Annotated in this window: 1 protein-coding gene; it reads right to left on the bottom strand. The window is 70.6% G+C overall.

All coding sequences use genetic code 11. The features are described from left to right. On the bottom strand, positions 1 to 231 hold a 231-nt coding region (locus FQ664_RS27090; protein ID WP_218570459.1), incomplete at both ends, for a Clp protease/crotonase-like domain-containing protein.

Genomic DNA, 231 nt, shown 5'->3' on the forward strand with positions numbered 1-231 from the left:
AGGCGGGTGAACAGGTCCAGGTCGCCGCCCAGGTTGTAGGCGGCGGCGTCGGAGGCCAGCACGAAATGGCGCAGCTGGCCGCTGTGGCGCTGCGCCGGCCCGCGGGTGATGGCGCTCATGTAGCTCCACATCTCGTCCAGCATGTCCTTGCGGCAGCAGGGACGCACGCCGGTGGAGGCATCGGCGTGCATGAACAGCCAGTGTGCGGCGCCGTCGGCGCTGTCCTGGGTG

The sequence above is a fragment of the Pseudomonas persica genome, from assembly GCF_900291015.1.
GTDB lineage: Bacteria > Pseudomonadota > Gammaproteobacteria > Pseudomonadales > Pseudomonadaceae > Aquipseudomonas.